14 protein-coding genes and 2 tRNA genes are annotated in these 14860 nt (G+C 62.1%); 12 read left to right on the top strand and 4 right to left on the bottom strand.

Going from position 1 to position 14860, the window contains the following annotated elements:
* Positions 1-5 precede the first annotated feature (5 nt).
* The 9 genes from nadD to H3S97_RS04835 all read left to right on the top strand — a co-directional run bounded on the left by nadD (position 6) and on the right by H3S97_RS04835 (position 7702).
* A complete protein-coding gene (gene nadD, locus H3S97_RS04795; RefSeq protein ID WP_110412731.1) occupies positions 6-686 on the top strand; it encodes a nicotinate-nucleotide adenylyltransferase in 681 nt (226 codons plus the stop codon).
* 103 nt (positions 687-789) lie between these two features.
* Positions 790-1806 carry a ribose-phosphate diphosphokinase gene (locus H3S97_RS04800; RefSeq protein WP_154313630.1) on the top strand — a complete coding sequence of 339 codons (1017 nt, stop codon included), beginning with the start codon at positions 790-792 and terminating at the stop codon, positions 1804-1806.
* 82 nt (positions 1807-1888) lie between these two features.
* Positions 1889-1959, top strand: a tRNA-Gln gene (locus H3S97_RS04805).
* 67 nt (positions 1960-2026) lie between these two features.
* Positions 2027-2824, top strand: coding sequence for an HAD-IIA family hydrolase (locus tag H3S97_RS04810; RefSeq protein WP_101432244.1), 798 nt, complete (start codon positions 2027-2029; stop codon positions 2822-2824).
* A 14-nt stretch (positions 2825-2838) separates the two neighbouring features.
* The gene (gene glmU / locus H3S97_RS04815; RefSeq protein ID WP_269749250.1) at positions 2839-4215 is read left to right on the top strand and encodes a bifunctional UDP-N-acetylglucosamine diphosphorylase/glucosamine-1-phosphate N-acetyltransferase GlmU; all 1377 of its coding nucleotides are present in this window, start codon (positions 2839-2841) and stop codon (positions 4213-4215) included.
* Positions 4216-4256: 41 nt separating this feature from the next.
* Entirely contained in the window at positions 4257-4733 is a 477-nt protein-coding gene (gene rsfS, locus H3S97_RS04820) for a ribosome silencing factor (protein ID WP_198219815.1), read from the top strand.
* Positions 4726-5466: a histidine phosphatase family protein gene (locus H3S97_RS04825; protein ID WP_198176539.1), complete on the top strand. Its 741-nt coding sequence runs from the start codon at positions 4726-4728 to the stop codon at positions 5464-5466. The genes rsfS and H3S97_RS04825 overlap by 8 nt, the downstream gene beginning before the upstream one ends.
* Before the next feature lie 95 nt (positions 5467-5561).
* Positions 5562-6488 carry a hypothetical protein gene (locus H3S97_RS04830; protein ID WP_198219816.1) on the top strand — a complete coding sequence of 309 codons (927 nt, stop codon included), beginning with the start codon at positions 5562-5564 and terminating at the stop codon, positions 6486-6488.
* A 128-nt stretch (positions 6489-6616) separates the two neighbouring features.
* Entirely contained in the window at positions 6617-7702 is a 1086-nt protein-coding gene (locus tag H3S97_RS04835; RefSeq protein WP_198219817.1) for a glycerol dehydrogenase, read from the top strand.
* 79 nt (positions 7703-7781) lie between these two features.
* Here the strand turns inward: H3S97_RS04835 and H3S97_RS04840 are convergent, their stop codons facing one another.
* The 4 genes from H3S97_RS04840 to H3S97_RS04855 form a co-directional block, all read right to left on the bottom strand.
* Positions 7782-8759 (bottom strand): PfkB family carbohydrate kinase, encoded by a 978-nt coding sequence (locus tag H3S97_RS04840; protein ID WP_198219818.1) that lies wholly within the window; start codon positions 8757-8759, stop codon positions 7782-7784.
* Positions 8752-10218: a purine-cytosine permease family protein gene (locus H3S97_RS04845; protein ID WP_198219819.1), complete on the bottom strand. Its 1467-nt coding sequence runs from the start codon at positions 10216-10218 to the stop codon at positions 8752-8754. The genes H3S97_RS04840 and H3S97_RS04845 overlap by 8 nt, the downstream gene beginning before the upstream one ends.
* Before the next feature lie 102 nt (positions 10219-10320).
* Complete coding sequence (locus H3S97_RS04850) at positions 10321-11319, bottom strand: ADP-ribosylglycohydrolase family protein (protein WP_198219820.1); 999 nt, start codon at positions 11317-11319, stop codon at positions 10321-10323.
* Positions 11320-11668: 349 nt separating this feature from the next.
* Positions 11669-11741, bottom strand: a tRNA-Ala gene (locus H3S97_RS04855).
* Between the two features lie 213 nt (positions 11742-11954).
* On the opposite strand from H3S97_RS04855, the gene H3S97_RS04860 reads away from it, so the two are divergent.
* The 3 genes from H3S97_RS04860 to H3S97_RS04870 all read left to right on the top strand — a co-directional run bounded on the left by H3S97_RS04860 (position 11955) and on the right by H3S97_RS04870 (position 14855).
* Positions 11955-12980: a D-2-hydroxyacid dehydrogenase gene (locus tag H3S97_RS04860; RefSeq protein WP_232356281.1), complete on the top strand. Its 1026-nt coding sequence runs from the start codon at positions 11955-11957 to the stop codon at positions 12978-12980.
* Between the two features lie 5 nt (positions 12981-12985).
* On the top strand, positions 12986-13798 hold the full coding sequence (locus H3S97_RS04865; protein ID WP_198219821.1) for a DUF1287 domain-containing protein: 813 nt from the start codon (positions 12986-12988) through the stop codon (positions 13796-13798).
* Positions 13799-13904: 106 nt separating this feature from the next.
* Entirely contained in the window at positions 13905-14855 is a 951-nt protein-coding gene (locus H3S97_RS04870) for a magnesium transporter CorA family protein (RefSeq protein WP_024627661.1), read from the top strand.
* The last annotated feature ends 5 nt before the right edge of the window (positions 14856-14860 follow it).

A 14860-nucleotide genomic window follows, 5' to 3' on the forward strand; every position in this document is an offset into this window, starting at 1 on the left:
ACCGGATGATGTCTGAACTGTCCAAGGAGGGAGAAACCGGACAGGAGCCATCGGATATTGACGGGTCCTGTAGGCCTGCCCACCATAACCGCCGACCCCGGGTGGGGATCATGGGCGGCACCTTCGACCCCATTCACAATGGCCACTTGGTGGCTGCCTCGGAGGTGGCCTGGGTCTACGACCTGGATGAGGTCATCTTTGTGCCCACCGGCCGCCCGGCCTTCAAACTGAACAAGACGGTGACCAATGCCGAGGACCGCTATCTGATGACCGTGATCGCCACGGCCTCCAACCCCAAGTTCACGGTCTCCCGGGTGGACATCGAGCGTCCTGGCATCACCTATACGGTGGACACCCTGCGCGACATCAAGCGGATGCGCCCCGACAGCGACCTCTTCTTCATCACCGGGGCGGATGCCGTGGCCGAGATCATGCGCTGGAAGGATGCCAACCGGATGTGGGATCTGGCCAAGTTCGTGGCCGTCTCCCGACCCGGCTACTCTTCCAGCCTGGACGACCTTCAGGTGCCTGCCCAGCGGGTGGATACCCTGGAGATTCCGGCCCTGTCCATCTCGTCCACGGACGTGCGGCGTCGTTCGGCCCGGGGCATGCCGGTCTGGTACCTGGTCCCGGACGGGGTGGTGCAGTACATCAACAAGCACGGGCTCTATCGCTCGGCTTCCTGAGCTTCGCATACCGTCGGACTCGCCAACACGGACTGTCCGGCTGTGTCAGCGCGCGCCATTATTATGGGGGCTGTCCGCTTCAGCGAAAACAACGTTTGGAGATATGGTGAGCGCGATACTCAAAGGCAGACCAGGAAAAAATCTCATACTTGTCACAGGCCGGGCCCATCCCAGACTCGCGGCGGACGTGGCCGATCAACTCGGCATTGACGTCCTCGAGACGACAGCCTACGACTTTGCCAACGGTGAGATGTATGTGCGTTACACGGAGTCGGTGCGCGGTGCGGATGTCTTCGTCCTGCAGACCCACTCGGACCCGGTCAACAAGTCCATCATGGAACAGCTGATCATGATCGACGCCCTCAAGAGGGCTTCGGCGCGATCCATCACCGCTGTCTGCCCGCTCCTGGGCTACTCCCGTCAGGACAAGAAGCACCTGGGCCGCGAGCCCATCTCCTGCCGGCTCATGTTCGACCTGCTCAAGGCGGCCGGTGCGGACCGGATCATGTCGGTCGACCTGCACGCCGCCCAGTCCCAGGGCTTCTTCGACGGGCCTGTGGACCACCTGATCGCCATGCCGGTGCTGGTGGACTATGTGCGCGACCGTATGGACCTGTCCAAGGTGGCCGTGGTCTCGCCAGATGCCGGCCGCATCCGGGTGGCCGAGCAGTGGGCCCAGCGCCTGGGAGGCGTGCCCCTGGCCTTCATCCACAAGACCCGTGACATCACCCAGCCAAACAAGGCTGTGGCCCACCGGGTGGTGGGCGACGTGCGCGGCCTGGACTGCGTGCTGGTGGACGACCTGATCGACACCGGCGGCACCATTGCCGAGGCCTGCAATGTGCTGGATGAGGCCGGCGCCAACTCCATCACCATCGTGGCCACCCATGGCGTCATGTCCGGGCCTGCCGTGGAACGGCTCAAGTCCTGCAAGGCCAAGGAGGTCATCCTGACCGACACGGTCCCCATCCCCCAGGAGAAGCGTTGGGATGGCCTGACCGTGCTGTCCATCGCGCCCCTGCTGGCCTCGGCCATCAAGGCGGTCTTCGAGGACGGTTCGGTGGCCCGGCTCTTCGACACCTATCCGGCCCATCACGGCCAGGGCTTCCTCTTCGCTTGACGCCCTGCCTGCGCGGCATGGCGTGGCGTAATCGTCCGGCTGTGGCATAATGAACCTGGCGGTGCCTGAAGGGTTCCGCCTTTCCCCCATGGTGTAAAGGCAGCACACGGGTCTTTGGAACCCTTAGTCTTGGTTCGAATCCAGGTGGGGGAGCTTACGCTCGCCGATTCCGGTCGGAGACGGCCTCCTTGGGGTCGGTGACCAACCGAAAGGAACTGTCTTGGCAGTCAAGAAGATCGAAACCTGGCTCACCGACATGGACGGCGTGCTGGTGCACGAGAACACGGCCCTGCCCGGAGCTGCCGAATTCATCGACACCCTCAAGCGCAACAACCGCCAGTATCTGGTACTGACCAACAACCCCATCTACACTCCTCGTGACCTTTCGGCCCGCCTTGGCCGTTCGGGCATCGACGTGCCCGAGGATCGGATCTGGACCTCTGCGCTGGCCACTGCCGACTTCGTATCCCGGACCATGCCCCGGGGATCGGCCTATGTGATCGGCGAGGCCGGACTGACCACGGCCCTGCACGAGGCCGGCTTCATTCTTTCCGACATCAAACCGGACTACGTGATCCTGGGGGAGACCCGGACATACTCCTTTGAGTCCATCACCACAGCCATCCGCTTGATTCTGGGTGGCGCTCGCTTCATCTGCACCAACCCTGACGCCACCGGTCCCAGCGAGAACGGCGTCCTGCCGGCAGCCGGCGCGGTGGCGGCCCTGGTGACCAAGGCCACCAACCGCGAGCCCTACTTTGTGGGCAAGCCCAATCCCATCATGTTCCGCACGGCCCTGAACAGGGTGGGCGGCCACTCCGAGACAACGGCCATGATCGGCGATCGGATGGACACCGACGTGGTGGCCGGAGTCGAGGCCGGCCTGAACACCTTCCTGGTGCTGACTGGCATCACCACACGACCCGAGGTGGAAACCTTCCCCTACCGTCCTGACCAGGTGGTGGACTCCATTCAGGACCTGATCGGCATCGCCGAGAGCGGGGTGGTGGAGTTTTGAGCGGCGGGCAGACGCTGACCGCCGGCATCATTCTGGCCGCAGGCGAGGGCACCCGCATGCACTCGGCCCATCCCAAGGTTCTGCACACCCTGGCAGGCAAGACCTTCCTGCAGAGGGTCATGACTTCGGTTACCGCCCTCAATCCCGAGCTGACGGCCGTGGTGGTTCATCATCAGGCCGATCTGGTGGCACAGGCTGCACGCTCCTATGATCCCCAGGTGCGCATCGTGCGTCAGGATAGCCGACCGGGAACGGGGCGTGCGGTCCAGTGCGCCGTAGACCAGCTGGACGGGGAGCTCCGGCACGACGGCCAGGTGCTGATCGTCGCCTCGGACATGCCCCTGCTGGATGCGGACACACTGCACAGTCTGCTCGACTACCATGTCAGCTCCGGCGACGGGGCCACCGTGCTGACCGTCAATCTGGACGACCCCACTGGATATGGCCGCATCATCCGTGACCAGGATGGACGGGTACTGCGCATCGTCGAACAGCGGGACGCCACCGGTACCGAGCTGGCCGTCAAGGAGGTCAACACCTCCGTCTACGTCTTCGAGACTGATCTGCTGCGACAGGCGGTCCGCGGTCTGGACGACAGCAACGCCCAGGGGGAGTTCTATCTGACCGATGCCCTGGAGACGGCCCGCCGTCTGGGTAGGGTGGGGGCCTTCGCCGCGCCTGATCCGCTCAAGGTCGAAGGCGTCAACGACAGGATTCAGTTGGCTGATCTGGCCAAGGCCCACAACCTGAGGGTCTGCCAGGAGTTCATGCGCCAGGGCGTGACCATCCTGGACCCGGCCACCACCTGGATCGAGGACGACGTGGTCATCCAGCAGGATGCCGTCATTCTGCCCGGATGCTTCCTGCAGGGTCATACCGAGATCGCCTCGGACGCGGTCATCGGCCCCTATACCACCCTGATTGACGCCATCGTCGAGCCGCAGGCCAAGGTGGAGCGTTCCCGCGTGCAGGAGACCCGAATCGGGGCCAGGGCCAACATCGGTCCCTGGACCTACCTGAGGGCTGGCAACATCCTTGCCGAGGACACCAAGGCCGGGGCCTTCGTGGAGATGAAGAAGGCCACCATCGACCATGGGACCAAGGTGCCCCATCTTTCCTATGTGGGGGATGCCCATATAGGCCACGACAGCAACGTGGGAGGCGGGTCCATCACGGCCAACTATGACGGCGTGCACAAGAACCGCACCGAGATCGGCTCGGAAGTGCATGTGGGCGCAGGGAACCTCTTCGTGGCACCCGTCCAGGTGGGCGACGGGGTTACGACCGGAGCAGGATCGGTCATCCGCCATCCGGTCGAGGACGGGGCCATGGTCTATTCCACCAACGACCAGCATGAGGTTCCGGACTGGAAGCCCGCCTGGGAGCGGTAACCTTGACAGCATCTGCTTCACAACAAGGAAAGGCGTGACAAGTGCCAGCATTGCAGGAATCCATCGACGCGGTCCGGGTGGCCGCTCGGGCCGCCAACGATGTCAAGGCCATGGACGTAGTGGCCTTCGACGTCTCCCAGCCCATTGCCATCACCGACATCTTCATGGTGGCCACGGGCAGCAACGAACGCCAGGTCCTGGCCATAGCCGAGGAGGTGGAGAAGCAGCTCCATCTGCAGAAAAACCTGGATCCGCGCTCGCGGGAGGGCGTCCAGGAGGCCCAGTGGGTTCTGCTGGACTACGGTGACTTCGTCATCCACATCATGCACAAGCAGGCCCGGGCCTACTACGACCTGGAACGGCTTTGGAAGGACTGCCCCCAGATCGACCTGCAGCTGGAGCACCCCTTCACCCTTAAGGATGATTACCCGGACGGCCAGCTGGCCTCCAAGGCGGACGATCTGAATGGGGATGATCTGCGCAGCCGTTTCGTTGACCCACAGGAAAACCATGACTGACTCGGATACAGCCGTGCAGGATGGACGGCATGTGCGCTCCATGACCGTGGTCCGCCATGGGCAGACCTCATACAACGCAGGGCACCGGATGCAGGGTCAGATCGACATCCCCCTGAACAGCGTTGGCCGCTGGCAGGTGGAGAGGACAGCCGAAGAGCTCCGCGCTGAGTATGTGGACGGCGCACCCCAAGACCGTCACCTGCTGGTGGTCTCCTCCGACCTGGGCCGGGCCGCAGCTACCGCTCATGCCTTCGCCGACCCCTTGGGCCAGACGGTCCATCTTGATCCCGGGCTGCGTGAACGCGGCTTCGGCGAGTGGGAGGGAGCCAGCGCCGAGGAGGTTCGTCAACGTTGGCCTGAGGATTACGAATCCTGGTCCCGGGGCGCCGGGGGAGAGCTGCTCCACGGTGCCGAGACCAAGGCCCAGGTGGGCAAACGAGGCCTGGAAGCCCTGAACCGGTGGATCCACCGTGCTGGCCCGGACACGGATCTCATGGTCTTCACCCATGGGTCCTTCATCGCTGAGGCTCTCCAGGCCTTGCTGGGCATGGCCAACGCATATCCTGAATATCTGGGCCTGGTCACCATGCGCAACGCCCACTGGGCGCGATTGATGCCACGGGATCTGCCGGACGGCGGTCTGCGCTGGTCCATGATTGATTACAATCGCGGTCCGGCCATCGCCATGCGGGGGGACTGGGACAATCCCCGGGGGGTGGTCCAGACCGACTGAGGTCCTTGGGCGGTCGGACGACCATCACAGTATCGCCATGACCACCAGCTACCATAAGAGCGCAGCAACCAGCCGTTGGATCAAAAGGGGTCGGAGTGAAGCAGTTCTTTCATGACATTTCCTGGGCGCAGATCATCGCCGGCGCTCTTGCAGCCATGACCTCCTTCTGGCTTGCCGCCAAGATCGGAGTGGCGGGATCCATCATCGGCGTGGCCATCGGTTCCATCGTCTCTGCCGTGGCCTCGCAGATCTACAAGAATGTTCTGGAAGCCTCTGGCCAGAAGCTGCAGGAGTCCGTGGTCGGCGGTGCTGACCAGGACGATGACGACTCCAGGGCTGACTCGGATGCCGATTCGGGCGCCGATGGGCAGACCACCACCTTGCCTGCCCAGGGTAAGGGTCATTCGGACAAATCCAGCGATGCTGCCGACGGATCCACCCAGGTCATGGCCCCGGTGGATGGATCCACCCAGGTCATGCCCCCTGTCGGTGACGAAAAGTCGGCAGCCAAGACCGGCAGGACCGTTTCGTCCAGCAATGGTCCACGGACCCATGCGGCCTCCATGACGGCAAACAGTAGGAAGAAGCTGGATCAGCGCCGTCGCAACGTCATCATCGTCTCCGTGGTCAGCGCCCTGGTGGCCGTACTGCTTTCCGCTCTGGCCATCAATGCCCTGACCAAGGGCGAAGGCACCGACAAGGTGGTTCGCAACGTGGTCAGCCCGCCGACCAGCCAGACGGTAACCCCCAGCGAGGAGGAGACCCCCTCCAAGCCAGCGCGGCGCACAGAGGAGCCTGAATATCAGACGACCCCGAGTGCCCCTCAGAACCAGCCCTCTGGCTCGAATCAGAACCAAGGCAGCGAACAGGGATCCGGGCAGAGTCAACCGCAGGGAGGGAACCCCACGAGCTCGCCTTCGCCGTCTGCCGACGCGACCAGCTCCACGCCAAGTCCCTCAAGCACGGCTCCTACGCCACAGTCGTCACCGACGAGCACGACCAGTCCATCTCCTCGTAACTGACCTGTCAGTCGGCGCGGCACACCCATCCCACCATGTAATGTGACTAGGGTCACTTTCGGGCGGTCCAAGAGGCCCGTCCCTAAGGATCTGGTCCCGAAGGCGGGATCAGCGATGAGAAAGGTGTGTATATGCGTAAGGTTCTGTGCTCTCCAGGCTCCTATGTTCAGCAGGAGGGCGCCATGGGAAAGCTGGCCGGAGAATACGCGGCTCTGGGCACCAAGGGCGCCCATCTGATCGTCGATCCGGTCATCGACGGGCTCTACCACGACGACATCGTCGCCTCCTTTGAGCACGATGGGATCCCCTACGAACTGATGAAATTCGGCGGCGAGTGCTCCATGGAGGAGATTGACCGTCATCGTGACCATTTGGGCGGCAGTGACGCGGTGATCGGCATCGGCGGCGGCAAGACCCTGGATACCGCCAAGGCTGTGGCCCACTTCGCCCACCTGCCGGTCATGATTGTGCCCACGGCGGCCTCCTCGGATGCGCCTTGCTCAAGGCTGTCCGTACTCTACACGCCTGAGGGTGTCTTCGACCGTTACCTGCCCCTGCCCGCCAATCCCAACGTGGTCCTTATGGATACCGACGTGATCGCCAAGGCTCCGGTGCGCTTCCTGGTATCAGGGCTGGGCGATGCCTTCGCCACCTATTATGAGGCGGCCGCCTGCGTCCAGTCGAACGCGGTGACCATGACCGGGGGGCACGCCACCATGGCCGCCTTCGCCCTGGCCCGTCTCTGCCGCGACACCCTGCTGGAGGATGGGGTCAAGGCCGTGGCCGCTGCCAAGGCCGGTGTGCGCACAGCCGCCCTGGAGAAGATCATCGAGGCCAACACACTGCTGAGCGGTCTGGGCTTCGAGAGCTCCGGCCTGGCTGCAGCCCACGCCATTCATGACGGAATGACCGCCCTGGAGGGCACCCACTCCATGTTGCACGGCGAAAAGGTGGCCTTCGGTACCCTGGCCCAGCTGGTCCTTGAGGATCGGCCCCTGGAGGAGACCCGCAAGGTCTACGACTTCTTCCGGAGCGTGGGTCTGCCCACCTCCCTGGAGCAGATCGGCATCGGTCAGGCCAGCGAGGAGGATCTGCTCAAGGTCGGCGAGCATGCCTGCGGTCCTGACGAGACCATGGGCAACATGCCCTTCGAGGTGACTCCGACTGATGTGGCTCACGCGCTGCGTGCAGCCGATCAGCTGGGCAAGCAGATCTGAATTCTCTTGCTCTGATCCCTCTTCGAGATGCCAGGCGACCGTCGGCATGCAGTCGGCGGTCGCCTGTATTTGGCTTGGTTTACATTGGCCCCTCCTGCAGGGAGGCAGCAGCCTTTCGTATGGCTTGTTCATCTGGGCATGTGGCTGGACCTGGCTGCGTAGTGGAAAGGGCCCCTGCGCAGTTGGCCAGTGTCAGCGCCTCTTCGATGGGCAGGCCCTGGAATATGCCCGCACAGAGGACGCCCGAGTGTGCATCGCCGGCACCGTTGGTGTCTATGGCCTGGACCTGTGGGGTGGGAATGTACTTGATTTGCCTCGCATCCTTGGGCTGGCAGTACCAGGCACCACGGGCGCCGGCCCTGAGAACCACCGGACTGTCCAGTCTCAGCGAAAGCGAACGGCAGACGGATTCCAGCCCGGTTGTGTCGCCGGTTTCGGGTTGGCATCCCAGACGTTGCGCCAGGATTGGTCCCTCGCGTTCATTCAGCGACCAAATCGGATGCAGTCCGTTGACAGCATCAAGCACATCCAGTGCAATATCGGCCACCATGGGTCCCAGGTCGAAGAGCACAGGGAATCCTTCGTCCTGGTGCAAGTGCGCGAATCCGACCAGGCTCCGGGTGTTGTCCTTGTGGCAGAAGGAATACCCGCTCAGGTAGACGACATCGCCGGGAACCAGGTCCATGCCTTCGTAGGTGCCCTCCGGTACGCGGGTCTCTGCGCCCCTTGCCGACACAAAGGTGCGTTCGCCCGAGGGCTCGATCATGGCTACCGAGTATCCGGTATCACAGTCATCCAGCACAGGCCCCTGGGCGGGGACCCGCAGGGCTGCAAGGGCTCCACGGGCCATGTCCGCCATCGGACCTGTGCCGATCGCCCCCATATAGGCTATCGGCGCCCCCATCTGCCTGGCTGCGCGAATCACGTTGTACCCGCCGCCGACGTTTATGGCGCTTCGCCTGGCGAAAATATCCCCTCCGCGCTCCGGTAGATGGTCGATGTCCATGCTCAGGTCAACCACCACCTGACCGAGATGGAGGATCCTTGGCTCAGTCATCGCCACTGCTCCTCACCGCCATGGAATCCTTGGAGAGGACGTGCAGAATGGCGTAGAGAATTCCTCCCAGCAGGAGGGAAACCAGCCATGCCAGGCCGTTCCTGCCCAGGAAGCTGTCGGCCAGCGGTCCCGAGAACCAGACCTCGTCCTTGGAGACCTGGGCCGTCACGAACAGGAAGCCGACGACTATTCCGACCAGCCAGCTGATGATGGCTGGGAGGTTGACGCCGTGCCAGTACCAGTAGGGGGAGTCGGCTCGAAGGTTCAGAAGGCCGTCGGAATCGTAGCGCTTGCGGAAGATCATGTCTGACAGGAAGATGCCTGCCCAGGTGCTCAGCGGCACTGCCAAGAGGGAGATGAAGGTGACGAAGGGGCCGTAGAACCCGTCGGAACCCAGTGTGAAGTACAGGGCACCGCAGGTTGTCACCACCACGTCGACCACGACCGCGTAGACGCGGGGGATTCTGATGCCCAGGGTGATGGTGGTCAGGCCGGCAGAATATACGGAAAGGTTGTTGGACATGAGCAGCCCGGCGAATGCGGCAATCAGATAGGGGATTGAGACCCAGGCGGGTAGGGCGCTTCGAACCGCGGCGACCGGATCGGCGGCGGAGGCAATGGTGGAGTTGCCAGCTGTAAGGACCGACCCCAGGCCGATGACGACCACCAGTGGAATGCCGGCGCCCGCCGCTGCAGTCAGGACCAGAGAGCCGGATTTCACCGAGGTCTTCTGGTAGCGGGCCATGTCTGCGCCGGAGTTGACCCAGCCGATGCCCGTCCCCGCGGCTATGGTGCCGACACCGATCAGGAAGGCGCTGGCTGAGCCGGGGGCATTGCCGATGAAGGAGGACCAGTCGACGGTCGTGGCCAGATAGATGGCCACCAGGAGGGTGAGGGCGCCGAATATCCAGGTGGCCCACTTCTGCACGGTGAGAATAAAGGCGTGACCGGCGGCCGAGACCACCACGGTCAGGGCCACGAAGACGGCGATGCAGACGAAGGTCAGGAAGGGGGAGCGCCTGGCATCGGCCGAGGTGCCGAAGATGATGGCGATCAGGGAGAGCAGCGCAAAGGCGCCGGTCATCGTGTTCACCGTCTCCCAGCCCAGTCTGGACAGCAGGGCCACCAGGGTGGGGCCCGCATTGCCTCTGACGCCGAAAATGGCCCTGGACAGGGTCAGCGTGGGGGCGCCGCCCCTTCTGCCGGCTATGGAGATGATGCCGACCAGGGCGAAGGATCCGAAGGCTCCGATGGTCGTGGCGAGCACGGCCTGCCAGAGGTTGAGGCCCTGGGCAATCAGGGTAGCTCCCAGAGGGATCCCCAGAATCGAGATGTTGGCGGCGAACCAGACCCAGAAGAGCTGGCCGGGCGACCCGTTCCTCTGGTCCTCGGGCACGGGCTCGATGCCCCTTTGCTCCACCCTGGAGAGGATGGTGCCCTCTTTTGGCGCAGTTGACATGGATTGTCTCCTTTGACTCAAGATGTACCGAATGTAGTGATGGATTGCCTGGACTCTACATTTTTGTATTCCCGACTGATTCAGTCTTATCAGTTTTACGCTTTACTGCCTTAGGGCAATCAGGCCTCGAGCTGTATGTTGCAGGTCGAGGTGGGATACCGAAGCCACCTGGGAGCAGAGTGCAGGGTCGAAGACCTCAAGGCCGCTGCATGCGCCGGTCATTGCTCCGGTCATGGCAGCGATCGTGTCCGTATCGCCGCCAAGGTTGACTGCGGCCAACAAAGCCGATTGCGGATCGTCGGCAAACCTCCAGGCCAGGGCAAAGGCGGCTGCCACAGACTCATTGGCCTCGACCGAGGTACCACAGTCCTCAATGAGGTGGTGTTCGAAGTCGGTCTCATCGCTGAATTCTTCGGACAACTGTATTGCCTGGCGGGCGCGTGCGGGAACCGATGCCTTAGGAGTCCAAGCCCCTGAGGTCTCCATGGCGGGTACCAAGCGCAGGGACTCTTTCAACGCCTGGCGAACGGTCATTCCTTCAAGTCCTAGACTGACTGTCGTGGCGATCAGCGCGGCACTTTGGAAGCCTGCGACTGTGTCGTGGGTGACCTGACAGGACTCGTAGATGCGATTGGCCAGTAGTCCGGCGTCCTCGGGCCTGTTGGCTATGCCAACCGGAGTGACTCGCATGGCGGCCCCATTGGTGGTGCCGGTCCTTCCCGTGGTCATGATGTCTGCGCCGCGGCGAACCTGTTCCAGGGCCAGCTTGGTGGAGGGCCCCAGCAAGTCCAGCGATCCGCGCGACTTCATGTCGTCCTCCCAGGACAGAAGGCGCTTGGCGAATTCCTTCGGATCAATGTGTCCCTTGCCCTCGATGATCAGTTCCGCCACGATCAGTGCCTGCTCGGTGTCGTCGGTCACAGACCCCGCAGGCATACCGGGGGCTATGGGCTGTTCCGCAATGGCATCACGAAGGGTGTCAACCCTGCCGTAGACCTTATGGATGGCTGCTGGACTCATGCTCTGCGTGGGCATGCCCAGCGCGTCCCCTAAGGACAGCCCGGTAAGCGCGCCCAGTGCGCCCCTTTCAGTTCTGGTCATTGTTGTGCAAGCCTCCGGAGTCGTTGCGATGGGTCTATCAATCTGTCTGTAGATGGATTGCGAAATTTTTGATCAGAATCATTGTATGCCCTTGGAACATTGTCGGCACAGGCGGTGAAAGATGCCTAACTTGCAACGGAGAATGAGAATCTGATTGAGTTCCACCTCTGTGAAGTGGGAGATAAAACAGTGCAGGCACATCAAGGTTACAGACTTGATCAAGGCATGGGTTCTATAGAGCGTGACGACAATTGGCTGAGTTTGCCGCTGTGTCTTAGCCCAGACCCTCGCGGCTGCAGAGGCGCTGGATATAAAAAAGAATCCCGAGGTGACCTCGGGATTCTACCTGTGGAGCTAGGGGGATTCGAACCCCCGACCTTCTCCATGCCATGGAGACGCGCTACCAGCTGCGCCATAGCCCCGTGCTTGCCTTGCTTGGTGAAGCCTTGCTTATAGTACACCGGGATTGGCGAATGGAGCAACTCAGTGTGTTGCACCGGAATTGCAGGGATTGTGAGCTAATTGATGGATTTTATCCTCGAATGGTCTTGAGTCATTCCTGAGCTTGCAAGTGCGCTAGCATGATGAACAAGGGGCGACCAAGGGGGTCGGCAGCAACGGAAAGGCGGCGGACCATGACCGGCAAAAACGATGTCGAAGTACGGGCTGAAAAGCGGAACGAGAACCATCCTGGGGACCAGCTCATCATCAACTGCCTGCCCTTGGACCAGAGCGAACGACAGGAATTCCTCCAGGCGGCTCCAGGCGTTCATCAGGAGTTCATTGTCGACACGGACATGCGGCAGAGCATGCATTGGCTCATCGATGTCCCTCAATCCCTCCGATCGGAGGCTACGATCATTTTGGGTAATCCGCCGGCCGAGCAGGTGGTTGCCTGCAGTAACCTGGTCTGGCTGCAGACCAGCAGCGCGGGTGTGGATGCCTACATGAAACCGGGGATTCTGCCTCCGGACGCCATATTGACCAGTGCCTCAGGCGCTTATGGGCAGTCGGTCTCCGAGCACATGTTCGCCATGATGTGGGCTCTGATGAAGGACCTGCCGGCCTATCGGGACAATCAGCGTTTGGGCCGTTGGGAACCTCGCGGGGCTGTCCTTTCACCGCGCGGTTGCCAGGTTCTGGTTTTGGGCACGGGGGATATCGGAGCCTCCTTCGCTCGTCTGGCCAAGGCTGTAGGCGCTCGGACCATCGGTATCAGGCGGCATCCCGACCAGCCGGTGGAGGGGTTCGACCGTCTGGCTGGTTTTGACGATCTGGATGCCCTGCTGCCTGAGATGGATGTAGTGGCTCTGGCCCTGCCTTCAACGCCGCAGACCAGACACATCATCGACGGCCGCCGTCTCGAGATGATGAAGTCCACCGCCGTGCTGATCAACGCGGGCAGGGGAGATGCCGTGGACTGCATGGCTCTGGCCCAAGCCCTGGATAAGGATGGCATTTTCGGTGCAGGGCTGGATGTGACCGAACCGGAACCTCTGCCTGAAGACCACCCACTCTGGAGGCAACCACGCTGCCTGCTCACCCCGCATGTGGCCGGGGGAGCCTATCTACCCTCCAACATGGACAAGGTTCGGGAAATTTGCCTGGATAATCTTCGTCGGTTCATGGATGGCAGACCCCTTCGCAACCGGATGAGGTGACCGCCGTGCCGACAGAGCAAAGCCGTAGCGGCAACAGTCGTGGGCGGACGACTGTTCTGCGGTGGGTGGCCGTTCTGCTGGCGCTTGCTTTGATTGTGGCGGGCTCCTTGGCCTTGGCTGGCAGGTTGATGGGTGTCGGATCTGCTCGCCATGATAATCAAAGTTCCTCTGCAAACGGCCGCAAGACCGCTTCCCATAGCCCTCCCGGGTATTCTCCTGAGCAGACTGCGGCCCATTCGCTTCTGATCTCGTCTGTGGACTACAACCACGACGGTGTGGACGATTACACGGCTATGGTGCGTGGAGCCCATCAGGAGGCACGCATCCATCCACGTTATGACAGCGGCTACTATCAGGGCGGCTATCCGCCCGATGACCGGGGTGCCTGTACCGATGAGATCTGGAGGGCTTTCCGACAGGCCGGCTACGATCTCAAAGCCATGGTCGACGCTGACATCGCCTCGTCTCCTGGGGCCTATGCCGGAGTCATCAGCAGGCCCGATCCGAACATCGACTTCAGACGCACCAATGTCCTCGGCGTATTCCTGTCCCGGCACGCCCAGCGTCTGACCAACGACACCGCGGCCACCGACCAGTGGCAGCAGGGCGACATCGTCATCTTCGACACCTCCTGGCATATCGGCATGGCCTCGGATAAAAGGGACAGCCGGGGCATCCCTCTGCTTCTGCACAACATGGGTCAGCGCGCCAGGGAGAACGACTACCTGGGATCGCCCGGTCATCGTCCCATCACCGGCCATTTCCGATTCGATGCCTCCAAAATCCAACCCGCCGTCCTGCGCCCATGGAGGGGGTGACCCGGGACTACCCTGCGAAATTGAGCACGGCGGCAACTGGTTATCTGCTACTATCGGTTCGGCCAGACACGTCGGCCAGATTCGAGCACGAGAGGCGGTGATGGCGATGATGAGAGTATTCAGCACCATGAACGGGCAGATCGAGCAGATCGGCAAGGCTTCCAAGGGCTCATGGATATGCTTATCGGCGCCCACCGATGTCGAGCTGGCCAACGTCTCGCAGACCACGGGCATAGACCTGGCTGACCTGCGTGCCCCCTTGGACGATGAGGAGCGCTCGCGTGTGGACGTGGAGGACGAATACACCATGGTCATCGTCGATATTCCCCGGGCCGAGGAGCGCGACGGCCGGGACTACTACGAGACCATCCCTCTGTCCATCATCGTCACCGAGGATCTGATCGTCACCGTCTGCATGCAGGACACCGTCCTGCTCCATCCCTTCATGGAGGGCACCATCCGGGGGTTCAACACCTTCATGAAGTCACGCTTCATCCTGCAGATCCTTTACCGCAACGCCACCCTCTACCTGCGCTATCTGCGCATCATCGACCGCGAGTCGGACCGGCTGGAGCTCAAGCTGCGCCATTCCATGCAGAACCGGGAGATCCTCATGCTGCTGGAGCTCAACAAGACCTTGGTCTACTTCGCCACCAGCCTCAAGTCCAACGAGATCGTCCTGGAGAAGCTGACCGGGCTGGAGCGGATCAAGCGCTATCCGGACGACGAGGACCTACTGGGCGATGTGATCACGGAAAACAAGCAGGCCATCGAGATGGCCAACATCTACTCAAGCGTGCTTTCGAACATGACCGACGCCTTCGCCTCCATCGTCTCCAACAACGTCAACAACGTCATGAGGATCTTCACCATCATCTCCATCAGCCTGTCGGTGCCCACGCTGATCTTCTCCATGTATGGCATGAACTTCAACCAGGGCATGTTCGGCATGCCTTTCACCGACAAGCCCTGGGGCTTCGCGGTCGTGGTGATTCTGTCAGGCCTGGTGACCGCCCTGGTGACCTGGTTCCTGACGCGTTCGAGAATGTTCAAGTAGGGGCC

The organism is Bifidobacterium choladohabitans, from assembly GCF_016102005.1.
Taxonomy (GTDB): domain Bacteria; phylum Actinomycetota; class Actinomycetes; order Actinomycetales; family Bifidobacteriaceae; genus Bombiscardovia; species Bombiscardovia choladohabitans.